Here is a 14,695-nt window from a genome sequence, read left to right on the forward strand (position 1 = left end):
ACGATACTACCGACGAGCGAGCCGATCGAGGCAACGGTCGCAATGCCTGGCGCAGGATGATTGCTGGGATTCATCACGCCCTGCCAAGCTCCCGCTCGACATCCTCAGCGCGATTGCCGACCTTTTGAACCGCCGCACGGACCTCGTCTTCGCTCACCCCGAACTTCTCGGCCCAGTCGCGAGCCTCGTAATCTTCGCTGAGGCTGATGAGTTCGCGGTCTTGGCCGCCGGTCTTGGTCTTGTCGTCTGACATGGTGGTCTCCTTCCACCGGAAGGAATCGACACGGCGGCGACCGGTTCCTGTGTGCGGAGACCGACGCTAGAGCGTGTCGGCCATGCGGACGGCGATCGGATCCCGCTTCGACGCCGCCACCTCGGCTGCGAAGGCCTGCTCGGCCAGGTCGTGGTCAGCGATCACGCGCGGCTGGTTCGGCCGGAGCGTCGTGAGCCGATAGTGGGTAGCCCTAACCTTCACGCCGGCGACCTCGTCAACCTGCGTCAGGCAGACGCCGGTGTCCGACTTCAACAGCGTCCTTCTGACCGCCATCGCAGCACGTCCGATCAAATGACCGGACTCAGCGCGGGCGTGCCGGGGTGGTTCCGCTTAGACCCAAGCCGAGCCGTGAACCTTAAGGTCTTCAGCGCCTTCTTGCATCCATGCTGACGGATGCCGAATGCCTTGAGCACGCTGACTTTCTCGACCGGTTGGCTGCAGCGGAAACTGACGAGTTTCTCAAGACCGCCTACGCCGGCATGGCGGCATACTGGCGCGCCCTATCGAAGGTCAGTCGCCGGGATGAAGAGTGACCAGGCGTCGATCGCCCTCGAAAATATGAGCCGCGATCGCGCTTGTGTGCTGACGGAGTAGTCGGCGCGCCTCCGCGGTAGCGCTAGGGAGATCTTCGGCGTCCAGCGGCTCCATATGGGGTACGGACGCGGCGCGGGTCTCGATGAAGCAGAAGTAAGTCATGGAGAACGCCACTAGTCGCACTGGGATCGGCTGATGCCCTCGCGGGCCTGTCGCCAAGGGTCTGTATCGTTGACAGCCGGAGGCAGGCATCATGCATCAGATCGGGGTTGGGCGCCAATATCCACCTCGGTTGGGCGGATCGACCGATGGACGACGCGTAGGCGTTTTATGACGCTTTGCTGGGTTCGGCCGGAATCAAACCCCAGACGTTCAAGTGGTCGGTTTAACGCGCCCAAGGCCGTTTCGCAGCCTCAGGTGTTTTCGGATCCGCCAAGGGTTCCGCGCGCTTCTCGGGCGCCAGGCGGGGTGGGATCGATGGTGTTTCCCCCTGCCATTCCTTGGGCCAATCGGCCTTCAGCTCCATGCACCGGTTGGTTTCTGGCGGCGTGCCGTGGAAGGTGATCACTCCTTCGCACCCGAACCGCCGGCAACTTGGGTGTCGATTCCACAACGTCTCGCCGTCGCCCAGCTTCCAGGCCAGCCACTCCAAATCCGCCGGAAGGACCAGCAGGCAGCGGTTGCAGACGGACCAGACGACCCACCCCTGATCGATCATCTGGCCGATCGAGTTCGCACGCACACGCCACCAACTGATCGGTCGCCGCTCCAGCTTCACATAGCTCATGGCCTCAACGCCGCTCTATCAAACCCACAGAGCGAGCGCGGCGCCACTGATCGGGCCGTCCTTCTGGTCCGTATTGCGCGTGTAGGTGACTTGGCTGTCGCGGCAGCCGCAGACACAGCGAAAGCGGTTGGATCGCCCTTCCCGGGGCCAGCCCGTCGGGCCGAAAAGGGGGCGAGGATCGATCAGTGCCGCGTGGCCACAGCCGATACGCTCACAGCGCACGACCATCCGCCGGCCGACCTTCGGCGCAATGTCTTCCCGGGCGGTCCGGGAGCGATTCGGATCCGGCATAGCGTCACAGGACGTACTGGGCTGCGCGGCAGTTCAGCGCGCGCAACTGCTGCTCTGCCGCCAGGCGCTGGACGGAGCCCGGGCTCCGACCTTCGACGCGGGTCAGGATTTCGCGCGCTGCCGGCCATGCATCCGCGCGCGCCGCAAGCTCCGCGTCTAACTCAGCCAGCATGTCGGCTAAGGCTCGATCGTTCTTCATGTTCGCCTCCGGTTTGCCGACCCGAGGAAACTGACTCCTACGGGCAAACCCGGTTTGTCGCCAGAGGCGTGTTCCTGAATTGTTCTCATTCGCTGTGGATCGCGAACATGGCCTGTGACGCAACCGTGTAGACTCTCGCCATGGTTGCCGGCCAGATGCTGGCAACTCGGGGAGTGAATGATGGCAGGCAAAGCGGCCGCTACGGGATGGGGTGTAGCTGGACTTCTGGCCTTGGCGCTGATGGGGAAGTGCGTGGGGAACAGCTCGCCGCCAGCCAGCTCACTGGCAGCGGCGGCGTCCACAAAGCCGAACGTCCAGCGTACCGTTTACGTCTCGGCGCCGTCACTCAATTGCCGGGCTTCAGGCAGTGCTTCGGCTGTCCGTGTTGAATCCCTCACGAGCGGCGCGTCGGTCGGCGTGGTCCAGGACAAAGGGGGTTGGTCACTTCTGGATCGCCCGACACCGTGCTGGGTGAGCACCCGCTATCTCAACACGTCTCCGCCGCCGGTGAGGGTGCGGGAGTTCGCATCGACCGAAAGCACCTCGGACACAAGGCGCAGCAGCAACTCGTCGGGATCGACGCGACGCTCGTCGGGCTCATCGACAACGCGTCGGCGCACGCCGGACTACTCGTACGCTGGCATATGCCCTTGCCGCGGGCACCACGTTTGCATCGGCCCACGCGGCGGCCGGTACTGCATCACCTCGGGCGGCAACAAGCGGTACGGGGTCTGAGGTGTTACCTCGCCGCCCGCCACTCCCAAGCATCTGGAACGGCTCGGCCCGCAAGCCAGCACGCAGCGCCCTGGCGGCCTCAGTCCCGCACCGATAGGTTTCGCCGGCTTGCGTACAGGTCTGACCTGCTTCGGGAGCATCAACGCCCCATAGCCTGATCCGCTTGCCGCGGATCTCGATCGTATCGCCGTCGATGAAGGCGGCGCGGCCGATGTTGCCGGCGGGTCAGGAGGAAGCGCAATCCGAAAGTCAGCCGCGCGGCAAACATGGCCACGGCGAAGCCAGCCAGCAGGACCTTGAACCCGTGCTTTTCCCAGAAGGTCTTCGGGCGCAGGTCGGAGAGGTCGTCGTCGTCCCCGGAGCAGCGGTTCGGCCATGACGGGAGAGTATCACAACGGGGCTGCGATCACTGTGGCAGGCTGGACAGGGCGGCGATCACTCTCTTCAGGCCTTGAGCCAGCTCCGGCGTGATCGCGCCGATCGCTGAGAGCACAACAGGGATGGCTCCGAGGATCCACGGTCCCCGCTTGCGAACGAACTGACACAGCCGGCCGAGGCGATCGGCCAAGTCATGAACGACATCCGCCGCAGGCTTCAAATCGTCGAGGCTGTCAGCGATCCGTTCCATAGCGATGGCCATGCGCTCATCGTGCTGTGGCGCGGTTTTAATCGTTGGCGCCCCTACTGTTCGACGCATCGGTTGCTCCTTCGAAGTTAATGAGAAGGTCAGGCCGGAGACGTCTCCCCGGCCTGGCTCTACTCAATCTGATGACCGGGGACGGAAGGCCTTACGCCGGGCAAGGCTGACCGTTCGGATCGACCTCGCGACCGTTGACGTTCGGATCGGACGTCTTGGTGTAGGCGTAGATGCGATAGCCGTCGGGAGCGCTCGAGTCCCGTACTGCGATGTACATGGCGACATCAGCCAAGTCGGTGCGGCCAGCCGCAACGGCTTGATCGTACCACATGTTGAAGTCATTGATGTCCTCTTGGCTCGGCTGGCCGATGGTGCTGACGTGAGTGTGCACGTCGCCCATCCAGTTGGCGCCAGTGATGCCCGTAATGTTGGGGGACACGTATGGGGTTTGGCCGGGCTGAGGAACCGGGCCGACACTGATATTGCCCAACTCCATCTGCGTTCCGTTGAAGCGGATATAAGCTTGGTGTTCCCGGCCAAAGATATTCTGGCCAGCCGAATAGGTCATAAAATCCTTCACGCCCTGGGCTGCCCGAGCATCGGCATCCCAGATTTTCCGGTTCTTCGGGATGGCGCACTGCTGCTCCTGAACCGTGGTGGATTCTTCGCCAATCGTGGCGTCGTTCGGATCCACAGGACCATTGACGATTACAGGTTCGTCCTTGGGAAAGGGTTCGCTGCTGCCAGCAGGCCGGCGTTGGCCAGTGACGATGACGTCTCCAACGGTGTCAGTCATTTTTCAGTCTCCAAAAGTGCCGGTGCGGTGTGCAGCGGCTACTCGAGGAGGATGCGGGACGGCGGAGCTCAGGCGAGCTCATGATAGGAAAATAAACCTACCCGACGGAATCGCCTCGTCTCTTTCTGAAAAATTAGGAGCGCTCAGAAAATCGAGTTCGCATAAACCGTCTCGCTAACCCCTTGGCCAGCTCGAAGTCGAACGGCGCGTCCGTCGGTTCTGCAATCACAGACCCACCCGTCCACTGACGTTCCCAACGAACGCCGTGGCGTGCCGGCGGTAGCCAAGCAGCACCTTCACGTCACGATGTCGCGTCTGGCGCATGACGTCCTCTGCGGTAAGGCCGGCGGCAAAGGCGGCAGTGACAAGTCCAGCACGAAGCGAGTGCCCAGACGTCCTGGCTGTGAGGCGCCCAGCCTCCTCATCGCTCGCTCCCGCTGCGCTCGATGCGCGAGCGACGCATCGCTTCAGAACGCGAGCTATGCTGCCCCCGGACATTCGGCCGCCCTGCTGCCCATGGCGACTGACCGTCACGAAGACCGGCCCTTTCCCTCCGCTCACCTGTCGCCAAGCCTCAAGGGCGGCGACAGGGCAGGTTGCCGCGAACGCGCCGCGGCAAACCGCAACTTCCTCGAGCTTGCCCATCTGGTTTGTTTTCGAGCGGCGCAGATGCAGGCGAAGCCCCTCGGGGACGCGCTCCACCCAGCCGTCACCATCGCCGTCAGCATCCCAGTCCAAGCCGACCAGTTCAGATCTGCGAAGGGCGCTCGAGAAGCCGAGCAGAAGCAAGGCCCGATCCCGCATCCCTTTTCTGTTGGAAGGACAAGCTGCCACCAGACTGCGGATTTCGGCGACCTCGATCGGCCGGGCTTGTCTGAGAGGCGCCCCAATCTCTCGACGTATACCGAGGAGCACCGAGGCTAGGGGCTCATCGCGGGCTGACAACGCTGGGCTGCCTGACATTCGCAGGCGGTAATTGACTGCGGCCAGGCGCCGGCGGATCGTCGAGACCTTAGCGCCCCGCCTGGCCAACTGGTCGAGGTATATGGCGACGCTGGCAGTGGTGGGGCGCTCCGGCAAACCGAAATCGCGGCAGGCGGACAGGTAATCCCGCCAATCAGATTCGTACGCGCGGCGAGTGCTAGCGGCCCGGGATCGCCGCGCTCGATCGGCAGCTAGGGCGGCTGGAGACGTGCTTTCCGAGGGCAAGGATGCGCGGAATTCCGTGATGACCATGTGATGACCAGCTCGCCGGAGCTGCCACAGGATTCACCTATCGAATTGGCTAAGTGACTGATTTCAAATCAGCTAAATGGCGCACCCGACACGATTCGAACGTGTGACCTTTGCCTTCGGAGGGCAACGCTCTATCCAGCTGAGCTACGGGTGCATTCCGGCGACGACGCGACGGACGACGGGCCTTACAGCAGGACGCGGGCGGCCTCAATCCCAAAGCGATGAAGACCGACGGCAAACCGGTTCGCAGGACTTGGCGAACCCCGACGGCGGGCCTAGCGTCCGCCCCTGATTGATCCCGGAGTTCCGCCATGCGCGCCGCCGTCCTGATGCTGCTGTTCCTGCTGGGCGCCTGCGCCACCATGCCGAGGGCGGATCCGACCGGCGACAGCCTGGACCGAATTGCGAAGGACTATGTCGCCCTGACGCTGGAAATCGGCGAGCGCGAGCCCGGTTATGTCGACGCCTATTACGGCCCGGCGGAGTGGCAGGCGGCGGCGAAGGCGAACCCGCGCACCCTGCCCCAGCTCATCCAGGGCGCCGCCGTTCTGACCCAGCGCCTCGACGCCGTGTCCGACAGGGGTCAGGACGCCGCCAGCGTGCAGCGGCGCAAGTATCTGAAGGCCCACGTCTCCGCCGCCTCGGCCCGCCTGCGCATGCTGTCGGGCGAGAAGATGAGCTTCGCCGACGAGGCCTGGGCCCTGTTCGGCATCCGGCCCGAGCTGAAGCCTCTGGCGGACTACGACCCGATCCTGGCCCGCATCGACGCCCTCGTCCCCGGGACCGGTCCGCTGACGCCCCGCATCGCGGCCTTCAAGGCCGGCTTCGTCATTCCCAAGGCCCGGCTGGAGCCCGTCATCTCGGCCGCCATCACCGAATGCCGCCGCCGCACGGCCGCTCATATCGCCCTGCCCGCCAATGAGCGTTTCACCCTGGCCTTCGTCGGCGACAAACCGTGGTCGGGCTATAATTATTACCTCGGCGACGCGGCCTCGAAGATCGAGATCAACGCCGACTTCCCCATCGACGTCGACCGCGCCATCGATCTCGGTTGCCACGAGGGCTACCCCGGTCACCATGTCTACAACGCCCTGCTGGAGCGGACCTTCGTCAAGGAGAAGGGCTGGGTGGAGATGAGCGTCTATCCGCTGTTCTCGCCGATGTCCTTCGTCGCCGAGGGCAGCGCCAACTACGGCATCGACCTGGCCTTCCCGGGCAATGAGGCCCAGGCGTTCACGCGGGACGTGCTGATGCCGCTGGCGGGCCTGCCGCCCGCCGACATCGCCGCCGACGCCGAGCTCGGCCGGCTGACCCGTCAGCTGGCCCGCGCTGAATACACCATCGCCGACGACTATCTGTCCGGTCGGGTCGGTCGCGAAGAGAGCATCGCCATGCTGTCGAAATATCTGCTGATGCAGCCCGACAAAGCGGCCCAGCGCCTGCGTTTCATCGACACCTATCGCAGCTACATCATCAACTACGGCCTCGGCCGCGACACCGTTCAAGCCTGGGTCGAAGGTCAGGGTCCGGACCACTGGCGCGGGATGGAGACCCTGCTGGCCAGCCAGATCCTGCCGGTGGATCTGTTGAAATAGGGGCGGCGCGCTTTTGCTCGACCCTCCCCCTTCATCCTGCTAACCACCGCACCGCATGAAATTCCCCGACCGTATCCCCCGCATCGCCTGGGCCGCCTATGGCTTCGCCCTGGCCATCATCGTCCTCGACCAGTGGAGCAAGGCCTGGATCCTGAACGGCCTGGAGCTGCGTGACGTAGGCCGGGTGTTCGTCTTCCCGCCTGTGTTCAACATCAGCTACGTCGAAAACACGGGTGTCAGCTTCGGCCTGTTCGGCGGCGGTTCGGCGCGCTGGGTGCTGTCGCTGTTCTCGGTCGTCGTCGCCGCAGGCCTGGCCTGGTGGGCCACCCAAGCCGACCGTCGCCTGCTGATCACCGCCATCGGCTTCGTCATCGGCGGGGCTCTGGGCAACGCCATCGACCGGATCCGATTCGGCTATGTCGTCGATTTCCTCGACTTTTCCGGCACCGGCGTCTTCCCCTGGGTGTTCAATATCGCCGACAGCGCCATCACCATCGGCGTGGTTCTGCTTATCCTCGACAGCGTTTTGTCGGATCGCAGGGCCGCTCAGGTTGGCGTTGTCCACGAAAAGTCGTAATCAGCCGCTCTTGAGTGTTTCCCCATTCTTGAGTTTCCCAGGGGCGCGCACCCTCAAGCGCCGCCGGAGTTGAGCCCACACATGCGCATTCGCAGCCTCGCCGCCGTCAGCCTGCTGACCGTCTCCACCCTGGCGCTCGGCGCCTGTGGCGGCCTGAAGCAAAGCATCGGCCTGACCAAGGTCGTTCCGGACGAGTTCGTCACCGTCTCCACCGCCCCGCTCAGCGTGCCGCCGGAATACGGCCTGCGTCCGCCGGCGCCCGGCCAGCCGCGCCCGCAGGAGCTGGCGCCGGAAAGCGCCGCCCGCCAGATTCTTCTGGGTCAGCGTCAGTCGATCACCCGCACCCCGGGTGAAACCGCCCTGGTCACCGCCGCCGGCGCCGAGCGCGCCGATCCGCTGGCCCGCTATGTCGTCGACGATGAGTTCGGCGACCTGACGCACAAGGAAGAAAGCTTCGCCAATCGCGTCATGTTCTGGCGCAAGGACAGCGCCGAGAGCCAGGCCCCGACGGTCAGCCAGACCGCCGCCGGCGCCGTGACCATCGACGCCGCCAGTGAACACGCCCGCCTGGAAGCCCTGACCGGCACGAATTCCGGCATCAGCATCCAGCCACGCCGCTCCAACGGCTTCAAGCTGCCGGGCCTCTAGGGCTCGCACTCACGCACTTGAGATAAGGACGCGCTTGCCACCGGCTTGTGCGTCCTTATTGTAAACGGACCCTATCGCATCCTCCCCGGAGCGTCGCATGTCCGATTCCATCACCGCCACCCTCACCGACCTGTCCGGGCTCGAGCAGCTTCGCCTCGGCATGGAGGGCAAGGCGCCGATCGCGCCGATCGCCAAGACCGTCGGCTTCGACCTGGTGGAGGTCGAGGAGGGCCGGGTGGTCTTCGAAGCCGTCCCGACCCGCGCCGTCTACAATCCGCTCGGCACCGTCCATGGCGGCTGGATGGCCACGGTGCTCGATTCGGCCTGCGGCTGCGTGGTCCATTCCATGCTGAAGCCCGGCCAGACCTATACGACGCTTGAGCTCAAGACCGTCTTCCACAAGGCGCTCAAGGCCGACATCCCGGTCCGCGCCGTGGGCAAGATCGTCCAGATGGGCCGCCGCGCCGCCTTCTCCGAAGCCGAGCTCAGAGGCACGGACGGCAAGCTCTATGCGACCGCGACCTCGACCTGCCTGGTGATGGAACGCGCGTAAAAAGGCCGCTCATCCCCGCGAAGGCGGGGACCCAGTGCTTTCACACGTTGCCTGTTGGATTGAGGGCGCGAGCTCCCCGCCGCGCCAGTCGCCCACAGATCTGGGTCCCCGCCTCTGCGGGGATGAGCGGAATTATTGCGCCAGCATGCCGCCGTCGATGCGGAACTCGGAACCCGTCACGAACTTGCTCTCGTCAGAGGCCAGATAAAGGACCGCATAGGCCACGTCGTTCGGCTCGCCGATCCGTTTCAGCGGAATGCCCCGCGCCAGCCGTTCATGGGCCTTGGCCTCGTCGCCGTGGGCCATGGCGACGAAGGGATCCAGGATCGGCGTCTTGATGAAGACCGGATGGACCGAGTTGGAGCGGACATTCCACTCCATCTTGGCGGCCTCCAGGGCGATGGTGCGGCTGTAGTTCCAGACCCCGGCCTTGGTGGCGTTATAGGCGCCCATGCCGGGTGCGGCGGCCAGACCGGCCATGGACGAGATGTTGATGATCGAGGCCGGCGCGGCGGCGCGCAGGTGCGGCATGGCGTGTTTGCAGCCGAACATCACCGAGCGCAGGTTGATCTCGTACTGGCGCTGCCAGTTCTCGGCCGTGTCTTCCTCGACGAAAACCAGGGGCCCGCCGACGCCGGCGTTGTTGATCAGCACCGACAGCCCGCCCAGATCGGCGGCGGCGGCCGCGACGACCGAAATCCACTGCTCTTCCGAGGCGACGTCGTGGGCGTAGGCGAAGGCCGAACCCGGGATTTCGGCATTAATGGCCTGGGCCAGAGCCTCGGCGCGACCACCGTCGATGTCGCTGAGGGCGACCTTGGCCCCTTCACGCACCAGCATCCAGGCGAAGGCTTCGCCCAGCCCCCCGGCGGCGCCCGTGATAAGGGCCTTCTTGCCTTCGACGCGTCCCGACTTGCTCATTCTTTCGCTCCCAGCGCTTGCGCGGCCTCGTCGATGAAACGGGCCATCTTGATATCGAGCTCGGTGACGCCGCCGGCGTCATGGGTGGTCAGGACGACGCTGACCCGGTTGTAGACATTCGACCATTCCGGATGGTGATCCATCTTGTCGGCCATCAGGGCGACGCGGGTCATGAAGCCGAAGGCGGCGTTGAAATCGTTGAAGATCAAGGTACGGGAAAGGGCCGGACGCGGGTCGTCCGCGCGGCTCCACAGGGGCAACCCGGCCAGGGTTTCCGCAACGTCAACAGGCATTTGCGCCATTTTCTGTTCCTCGCCTGCCTCCGCCCTAACCCGCTCGAAGGTTCGTCACAAGTCGGCTTCGCGACAAAGGAACGCAGTCCAAAGCTTGAGCGTTACCGAGCGTCGCCGTTGAAACGGCAAAGCAAGGGGTGAACCCATGGACAATCTCTGGATCGCTTCGCTCGAGCCCGCCGACCGCAAGCGGATCGAGCCCCATCTGCACGAAAAGACCTTTGATCAGGGTCAGATGCTTTACGACGCCGGTGAGGCCGTCGACGAGGTCTGGTTCCCGCTCAAGGGCGTAGTCTCGCTGATGACCATGCTGCCCGACGACAAGATGATCGAGACCGCCGCCATCGGCCGCGAAGGCCTGATCGGCGTCACCTGCGGCCCCATGAATGCCCGCGCCTTCAGCCGCGCCATCTCCCAGTCGGACGGCGTCGCCGCCTGCCTGCCCAACGACGTCTTCTCCGAGGCGCTCGAGAAGAGCGAGGCCATGCGGACCTCTCTGGCCAAGTTCACCGAGGGCCTGTTCGCCCAGGTGCAACAAACCGCCGCCTGCAACGCCCAGCACCGGCTGGACGAGCGTCTGGCCCGCTGGCTGCTGACCATCCATGACCGGTCCGACGGCGACCGCTTCGAACTGACCCAGTCCGACATCGCCGGCATGCTGGGCGTGCGCCGCGCCACCGTCAGCGAGGTCGGCGCCCTGCTGGAAGGCAAACACCTGATCAAACGCGGACGCGGCTGGGTCGAAGTCACCGACCGCGAGGCGCTCGAACAGGCCTCGTGCGGCTGCTACGGCATCATGCGCGGCGTGATGAAGGATCTCGGACTGCCTCGGCCCCGAGCCGCGTAAGCCGTCACCGGGTGAGGATCGCGACCTTCAACATCAACGGCGTCAACACGCGGCTCGCCAATCTGCTGGCCTGGCTGAAGGACACCCGCCCCGATGTCGTCTGTTTGCAGGAGTTGAAAGCGACCGACGCGCAGTTTCCGGCCGGAGCCATTGCCGACGCCGGCTACCACACTGTCTGGCAGGGGGAGCATCGCTGGAACGGCGTGGCCATCCTCTCACGGGACGCCGAACCGATCGTCACCCGCCGGACCCTGCCGGGCGATCCCCGCGACTGCCAGAGCCGCTATCTGGAGGCTGCGGTTAACGGCGTCCTGATCGTCTGCCTGTACCAACCCAACGGCAATCCGCGCCCGGGACCAAAGTTCGACTACAAGCTGGCCTGGGCCGAACGGCTCAACGCCCATGCGGCCGGCCTTTTCGACACGGGCGCCCCGGTCGTGCTGGCCGGCGACTACAACGTCGTCCCGACCGACGCCGATATCTACAACACCCGCTCGTGGAAGAAGGACGCCCTGTTGCAGCCGGAAAGCCGCGCCGCCTTCTCCCGGCTGCTGGAACAGGGCTGGACCGACGCGCTCGAGGCGCGTTTCCCGAACGAACCGCAATGGACCTTCTGGTCCTATTTCCGCGAGTCATGGGCGCGCAACGCGGGCCTCAGGATCGACCATATGCTGCTGAACGGCCCGGCCGCGGAGCGACTGACCGACGCGGGCGTGGACCGGGCCGTGCGCGGCGCCGATCATGCCAGCGATCATGCCCCGGTCTGGGTCGAATTGACCGACGCGATCGATCACGCGGCCCGGTGACGCGGGCTTCCGCAGAGGCTAAACCGCTCTCATGACCAGCGCTTCCCCGCACGGCCCGCACTCCTCCGGCGACACCTCCTCCTTCGGCTTCCGCGACGTCGACGCGAAGGAGAAGGTGAAGATGGTGCGCGGCGTCTTCGACAGCGTCGCCTCCAGCTACGACCTGATGAACGACCTGATGAGCGGCGGCGTGCACCGGCTCTGGAAGGACGCGGCCGCTGCCAAGCTGAACCCGCGCCCGGGCGAGACCATCCTCGACGTCGCCGGCGGCACCGGCGACATGGCGCGGCGCTATTCCAGGATGGCGCGCCGGGCCCAGGAGCGGCGCGGGGGCGAGGATGCCTCGGTCATCGTGCTCGACTACAACGCCGAGATGATCATGGCGGGGGTGCAGAAGGGCGGCGAGCCGGAGATGCAGTGGACCGTCGGCGACGCCATGCACCTGCCCCTGCCCGACGCCTCGGTCGACGCCTATTCGATCAGCTTCGGCATCCGCAACGTCGCCGACATCGCGGTCGCCCTGTCGGAGGCGCGCCGGGTGCTCAAGCCCGGCGGCCGCTTCCTCTGCCTGGAGTTCTCGCGGCCCACGACCGAGGTCATCCGTCAGGCCTATGACGCCTGGTCCTTCCACGCCATTCCGGCCATCGGCCAGTGGGTCGCCCACGACCGCGACAGCTACCAGTATCTGGTCGAGAGCATCCGCCGCTTTCCCGACCAGTCGACCTTCAAGGCGATGATCGAGACCGCGGGCTTCCGCAATGTCTCGGTGACCAATCTGTCGGGCGGGGTCGCGGCCATCCACTTCGGGTGGGCGATCTGACCACGCCGCCGCCTCCTGATCCCGCGACCTTCCGGGTCGCTCCGGCCGCGCCGAAGGCCGTGCCCGTGCGCGATCCCGTCGGCGCCGCCTGGCGGCTGATGGGCTGGGGCTCGGTCCTCGCCCGTCACGACGCCCTGATCCCGCGCGAGATCACGCCCCTGCTGCCCGCCTGGGTCCGGCCGATCGCCGCCTTCGTCCATCTGTTCGCCGGCCGCGAAGGCCGCGAGGGCCGCCCCGGCCAGCGTCTGGGCAAGGCCTTCGAACATCTGGGGCCCGTGGCCATCAAGCTCGGTCAGGTGCTGGCCACCCGCGCCGACATCTTCGGCGGTGAGTTCGCCACCGACCTCGGCCGCCTCAAGGACAAGCTGCCCGCCTTCCCGACCGATCAGGCAAGGCGCGAGATCGAGCGGTCGCTCGGCCGGCCGGTCGACAGCCTGTTCCTCGACTTCGGCGACCCGATCGGCGCGGCGTCCCTGGCCCAGGCCCACCCCGCCTATCTCGCCGACGGCCGCAAGGTGGCGGTCAAGGTGCTACGGCCGGGCGTCGAACGCCGCGTGGCGCGGGGCCTCGATTCCATGCGCCTCGCCGCCCGGATGGTGCACCGGCTCGTGCCCGTCGCCCGCAGGCTCGAGCCCGACGCCTTCGTCGAGACCATCGCCCGCTCGATGGAGCTGGAGCTGGACATGCGTCTGGAGGCCGCCGCCGCCTCCGAGATGAAGGACATCATGGACAAGGCAGCGTCCGAGGATGGGGCCCATATGACCGCGCCGGGCGTGGTCTGGGACGGGGTCGGCAAGCGCGTCCTGACGCTGGAATGGGCCAACGGCATGCCCATGACCGATCCCCTGTGCATCGAACAGCCGGGCCTCGACAAGGACGCCCTGGCCGACAATGTCGTGCGCGCCTTCCTCAGCCAGGCGCTGGACTACGGCGCTTTCCACGCCGACCTGCACGAGGGCAATCTGTTCGCCTCGGCCCCGGCCGAGCTGACCGCCGTCGACTTCGGCATCGTGGGTCGCCTCGGTCCGGGCGAGCGGCGCTACCTCGCCGAGATCCTCTGGGGCTTCCTGCAACGCGACTACCCGCGCATCGCCCGGGTGCATTTTGAGGCCGGATACGTCCCGCCCAACCATTCGGTCGAGGCCTTCGCCCAGGCCCTGCGCGCGGTCGGCGAGCCGGTCATCGGCAAACAGGCGTCCCAGGTCTCCATGGGCCGGCTGCTGGGCCAGCTGTTCGAGATCACCGCCCTGTTCGACATGCATCTGCGGCCCGAACTGATCCTGCTGCAGAAGACCATGGTCTCCGTCGAGGGGGTGGCCCGCCGCCTGAACCCCGACCACGACCTCTGGGCGGCCGCCCGGCCGGTGGTCGAGCGCTGGATCCTGCGCGAACTCGGCCCCCGAGCCCAGATCCGTGACGGGGTGCGCGAACTGATCTCCGGCGCCCGGGCCCTGTCGCGTCTGGTTCAGGACCCGCCGCGCCCCGAGACGGTCGTCATCCAGAAGTCGGGAACACCCGCCTGGCTGGTGGTTTGTATCAGCGTTGCAACAAGCGCCTCCATCGGCGCCCTTCTTCTGTCCATTTGGTCGATCATCCATCGGTGACGACCGGTTTCGCGGATCACCCATGACCAAGACCACCCTGACGGCTCTGGCCGCCCTCGTCGCCGCTCTCGCCATACCGGCCGGCGCCTCGGCACAGAACCTTGGCGCGGCCGGCACCCTGCCCAATACCTTCGACCAGCCTGCGGCGGCCCGCAGCGCGCCGCCCGTCGCCGCGCCCCAGGCCGCACCGGCCGCCCCCTCCAGTCCAGCTGAGATCGCCGCCGCTGAAACGGCGTTGAAGGCGACCATCGCCGCCATGCAGGCGGGCACGCCCAACTATGACGCCATGACCCCCGACCTGGCTGCCAAGGTGCGCGCGCAGGCCACGACGGTCACGCCCCTGATCCAGGGCTTCGGCGCCTTGAACGGTCTCCAGCACGTGGGCACACAGGAGGGCGCCGAGCTGTTCCTGGTCATGTTCGCCAACGCCCCGACCCAGTGGATCATCAACCTGACGCCCGAGGGCAAGATCAACGCCCTGCTGTTCCGCCCGGCCCCGGCCGCGCCGCCGACCTGACTTCTCTCCACTCTCTCCATCCGGA

Annotated in this window: 20 protein-coding genes and 1 tRNA gene; 10 read left to right on the top strand and 11 right to left on the bottom strand. The window is 66.0% G+C overall.

What is annotated here, in order from left to right; translation table 11 throughout:
• Window positions 1–73: 73 nt before the first annotated feature.
• Together IFJ75_RS14465 and IFJ75_RS14470 are read right to left on the bottom strand one after the other, a co-directional pair.
• Complete coding sequence (locus tag IFJ75_RS14465; RefSeq protein ID WP_207868882.1) at window positions 74–253, bottom strand: DUF3606 domain-containing protein; 180 nt, start codon at window positions 251–253, stop codon at window positions 74–76.
• Window positions 254–319: 66 nt separating this feature from the next.
• On the bottom strand, window positions 320–526 hold the full coding sequence (locus tag IFJ75_RS14470) for a hypothetical protein (protein ID WP_207868883.1): 207 nt from the start codon (window positions 524–526) through the stop codon (window positions 320–322).
• Between the two features lie 131 nt (window positions 527–657).
• On the opposite strand from IFJ75_RS14470, the gene IFJ75_RS14475 reads away from it, so the two are divergent.
• Window positions 658–807: a hypothetical protein gene (locus IFJ75_RS14475; protein ID WP_207868884.1), complete on the top strand. Its 150-nt coding sequence runs from the start codon at window positions 658–660 to the stop codon at window positions 805–807.
• A 386-nt stretch (window positions 808–1,193) separates the two neighbouring features.
• Here IFJ75_RS14475 and IFJ75_RS14480 read toward each other — a convergent pair whose 3' ends face one another.
• The 7 genes from IFJ75_RS14480 to IFJ75_RS14510 all read right to left on the bottom strand — a co-directional run bounded on the left by IFJ75_RS14480 (window position 1,194) and on the right by IFJ75_RS14510 (window position 5,643).
• Window positions 1,194–1,595 carry a hypothetical protein gene (locus IFJ75_RS14480; RefSeq protein WP_207868885.1) on the bottom strand — a complete coding sequence of 134 codons (402 nt, stop codon included), beginning with the start codon at window positions 1,593–1,595 and terminating at the stop codon, window positions 1,194–1,196.
• Between the two features lie 295 nt (window positions 1,596–1,890).
• Window positions 1,891–2,085 carry a hypothetical protein gene (locus IFJ75_RS14485; protein ID WP_207868886.1) on the bottom strand — a complete coding sequence of 65 codons (195 nt, stop codon included), beginning with the start codon at window positions 2,083–2,085 and terminating at the stop codon, window positions 1,891–1,893.
• A 482-nt stretch (window positions 2,086–2,567) separates the two neighbouring features.
• Window positions 2,568–2,705, bottom strand: coding sequence for a hypothetical protein (locus IFJ75_RS14490; protein ID WP_207868887.1), 138 nt, complete (start codon window positions 2,703–2,705; stop codon window positions 2,568–2,570).
• 521 nt (window positions 2,706–3,226) lie between these two features.
• Window positions 3,227–3,517: a hypothetical protein gene (locus IFJ75_RS14495; protein WP_207868888.1), complete on the bottom strand. Its 291-nt coding sequence runs from the start codon at window positions 3,515–3,517 to the stop codon at window positions 3,227–3,229.
• 91 nt (window positions 3,518–3,608) lie between these two features.
• Window positions 3,609–4,253 (bottom strand): hypothetical protein, encoded by a 645-nt coding sequence (locus IFJ75_RS14500; protein ID WP_207868889.1) that lies wholly within the window; start codon window positions 4,251–4,253, stop codon window positions 3,609–3,611.
• Window positions 4,254–4,478: 225 nt separating this feature from the next.
• Complete coding sequence (locus tag IFJ75_RS20115) at window positions 4,479–5,489, bottom strand: tyrosine-type recombinase/integrase (RefSeq protein WP_207868890.1); 1,011 nt, start codon at window positions 5,487–5,489, stop codon at window positions 4,479–4,481.
• Window positions 5,490–5,566: 77 nt separating this feature from the next.
• Window positions 5,567–5,643 (bottom strand) — tRNA-Arg (locus IFJ75_RS14510).
• Between the two features lie 157 nt (window positions 5,644–5,800).
• Here IFJ75_RS14510 and IFJ75_RS14515 point away from each other — a divergent pair.
• The 4 genes from IFJ75_RS14515 (at window position 5,801) to IFJ75_RS14530 (ending at window position 8,862) form a co-directional block, all read left to right on the top strand.
• The gene (locus IFJ75_RS14515; protein ID WP_207868891.1) at window positions 5,801–7,084 is read left to right on the top strand and encodes a hypothetical protein; all 1,284 of its coding nucleotides are present in this window, start codon (window positions 5,801–5,803) and stop codon (window positions 7,082–7,084) included.
• Between the two features lie 55 nt (window positions 7,085–7,139).
• Complete coding sequence (gene lspA, locus IFJ75_RS14520) at window positions 7,140–7,661, top strand: signal peptidase II (RefSeq protein WP_207868892.1); 522 nt, start codon at window positions 7,140–7,142, stop codon at window positions 7,659–7,661.
• Window positions 7,662–7,742: 81 nt separating this feature from the next.
• Window positions 7,743–8,309, top strand: coding sequence for a DUF3035 domain-containing protein (locus IFJ75_RS14525; RefSeq protein ID WP_207868893.1), 567 nt, complete (start codon window positions 7,743–7,745; stop codon window positions 8,307–8,309).
• 97 nt (window positions 8,310–8,406) lie between these two features.
• Complete coding sequence (locus IFJ75_RS14530; protein WP_225896838.1) at window positions 8,407–8,862, top strand: PaaI family thioesterase; 456 nt, start codon at window positions 8,407–8,409, stop codon at window positions 8,860–8,862.
• A gap of 132 nt (window positions 8,863–8,994) precedes the next feature.
• Here the strand turns inward: IFJ75_RS14530 and IFJ75_RS14535 are convergent, their stop codons facing one another.
• Both IFJ75_RS14535 and IFJ75_RS14540 read right to left on the bottom strand, forming a co-directional pair.
• The gene (locus IFJ75_RS14535) at window positions 8,995–9,783 is read right to left on the bottom strand and encodes an SDR family oxidoreductase (protein ID WP_207868894.1); all 789 of its coding nucleotides are present in this window, start codon (window positions 9,781–9,783) and stop codon (window positions 8,995–8,997) included.
• Window positions 9,780–10,085 (bottom strand): 4a-hydroxytetrahydrobiopterin dehydratase, encoded by a 306-nt coding sequence (locus IFJ75_RS14540; RefSeq protein WP_207868895.1) that lies wholly within the window; start codon window positions 10,083–10,085, stop codon window positions 9,780–9,782. The genes IFJ75_RS14535 and IFJ75_RS14540 overlap by 4 nt, the downstream gene beginning before the upstream one ends.
• A 136-nt stretch (window positions 10,086–10,221) precedes the next feature.
• Between IFJ75_RS14540 and IFJ75_RS14545 the strand changes: the two genes are divergently transcribed.
• From IFJ75_RS14545 to IFJ75_RS14565, 5 genes are all read left to right on the top strand, one after another.
• On the top strand, window positions 10,222–10,923 hold the full coding sequence (locus IFJ75_RS14545) for a Crp/Fnr family transcriptional regulator (RefSeq protein ID WP_207868897.1): 702 nt from the start codon (window positions 10,222–10,224) through the stop codon (window positions 10,921–10,923).
• An 11-nt stretch (window positions 10,924–10,934) separates the two neighbouring features.
• The gene (locus tag IFJ75_RS14550; protein WP_207868899.1) at window positions 10,935–11,729 is read left to right on the top strand and encodes an exodeoxyribonuclease III; all 795 of its coding nucleotides are present in this window, start codon (window positions 10,935–10,937) and stop codon (window positions 11,727–11,729) included.
• A 31-nt stretch (window positions 11,730–11,760) separates the two neighbouring features.
• Window positions 11,761–12,549, top strand: coding sequence for a class I SAM-dependent methyltransferase (locus IFJ75_RS14555; protein WP_207868901.1), 789 nt, complete (start codon window positions 11,761–11,763; stop codon window positions 12,547–12,549).
• A gap of 98 nt (window positions 12,550–12,647) precedes the next feature.
• Entirely contained in the window at window positions 12,648–14,153 is a 1,506-nt protein-coding gene (gene ubiB / locus IFJ75_RS14560; protein WP_207932627.1) for a 2-polyprenylphenol 6-hydroxylase, read from the top strand.
• Between the two features lie 22 nt (window positions 14,154–14,175).
• Window positions 14,176–14,670, top strand: a complete 495-nt coding sequence (locus IFJ75_RS14565; RefSeq protein ID WP_207868903.1) for a hypothetical protein — start codon at window positions 14,176–14,178, stop codon at window positions 14,668–14,670.
• The last annotated feature ends 25 nt before the right edge of the window (window positions 14,671–14,695 follow it).

Origin of the sequence: Brevundimonas goettingensis (assembly GCF_017487405.1) — a bacterium.
Classification (GTDB): Bacteria; Pseudomonadota; Alphaproteobacteria; order Caulobacterales; family Caulobacteraceae; genus Brevundimonas; species Brevundimonas goettingensis.